The sequence below is a fragment of the Rhizobium sp. P1_B8 genome, assembly GCF_056406515.1.
Window position 1 is genome coordinate 1 of the sequence record NZ_JBFTZZ010000076.1, and the last position, 1,505, is coordinate 1,505.

At 59.3% G+C, this 1,505-nt stretch carries 1 protein-coding gene; it reads right to left on the reverse strand.

Annotated features, from left to right (window positions below; all coding sequences use genetic code 11):
- Positions 1-292 precede the first annotated feature (292 nt).
- Positions 293-1,402: an IS110 family RNA-guided transposase gene (locus AC1D2N_RS36165; protein WP_130654384.1), complete on the reverse strand. Its 1,110-nt coding sequence runs from the start codon at positions 1,400-1,402 to the stop codon at positions 293-295.
- Positions 1,403-1,505: the final 103 nt, after the last annotated feature.

Here is a 1,505-nt window from a genome sequence, read left to right on the forward strand (position 1 = left end):
GCTCTGATGTCCGTTGTCAAGACTCTGGACGCACGAGACCAACCGCTCGGCGGAGCGGTGGTCAAGGATGCACGCTCATAGGTGGAGACGGGACCTGAAGGACGTCGGTGATCAAGCTCTGATGCGCGGATTGGATACCGCATTCCCGAATTTGCGTCCGGGGCTCTTCCCGATCTTACAACGGGCGTCGGCACGTGCCGGCCACAAAGCATCCGTCGGGAATTCCCCTGCCGTAGTCCCGCCCCCGCCTATGAGCGGGAGGGTGCTTCCTGCCAACAAGGCAGTCGCAAGTTCAAGCGGCTTTAATCTCTCGAGCGACTGACCACATGAAGCCCGCGAGTTCGCGCGCGATCGCGGTGCAGACCACCGTCGTCTTCTTTCCTCTGGCGCTCAAGGCTCTGTAGCGGGCCGTCAGGCGCGTTTGTGCCTTCCAGGCGATCTCGCGCACTTTCGGCGGAGCGGCTTCCAACCGGTAGAGTTTCGTCTTTCCAATCTTGGGCGGGTGTCGATACGTCCAGGCGCTCTCGACGAGGAGGCTGCGAACGCGGCTATTTCCGGCCTTTGTGATACCTCCTTTCCGTATGGTATCTCCGGTCGAACGTTCGCCGGGCACAAGGCCGAGGTATCCCATGAGCTGGCGAGGGTTGTCGAACCGAGAGACATCGCCGATCTCTGCCACAAAAGTGACGGCGACAATCAGATTGACCCCGCGCAGAGCTTGTAAGGCAACCACAAGGGGACCGAGCGACCAGGAAGCAACGAATTCGGCGATAGCCTCCTCCAGTCGGATCATTCGCCCCTTGGCAACACGCACCGCATCAACCATCTCCTGCAGTGCTATCTGATGCGCCGGATGATCAAACCTCTGCTCTTGAAGCCAGCGCAAATAGCGCATCGTCCAACCTGTCTTTTGAGGATAGATCCTGCCATGCTTCAGCATGAAGGCGCTGACCTGCTGGCGATGCACGCGCAAGCATTCTACGGCAGCCGTTCGTGCACGAACCAGGTCGCGCATTGCCTCGTGTCCAGCGTCAGGCACCCAGACCGCCGTCAGTTCGTCAGCACGAAGTAGCTTTGCCAGCGAAACTGCATCGCGCCGATTTGTCTTAACCCGGTCTCCCGGCTTCTTTGGGATGAGCGAAGGCGCAACGACGATGCAGTCGTAGCCCATCTCGGTGATGAGGCGATGAAGGCCATAGCCTGTAGGGCCGGCCTCGTAACAAAAGTACAGCCTTTCATGTTTTGCGGCCAAGCGCTTCACAAAACGCCGCATATTCTCCACGGACGCATCGATCTCACCGAGATAGCGAACTTCACCACCCCGCTCGCCGTCTGCCAGCGCAATAGCGTTGCGTGCCTTCGATACATCGATACCAACGAAAACTTCTGTACAATGCTTCACGGCTTGTCCTCCTGCCAGGGAGGATCGGCTCGGCCTATCCGAGCAACCCTCGCAAAGGGAGTGTAGGGCAAGCCACCCCCGCCGGAAGGACATACGGTCTTAC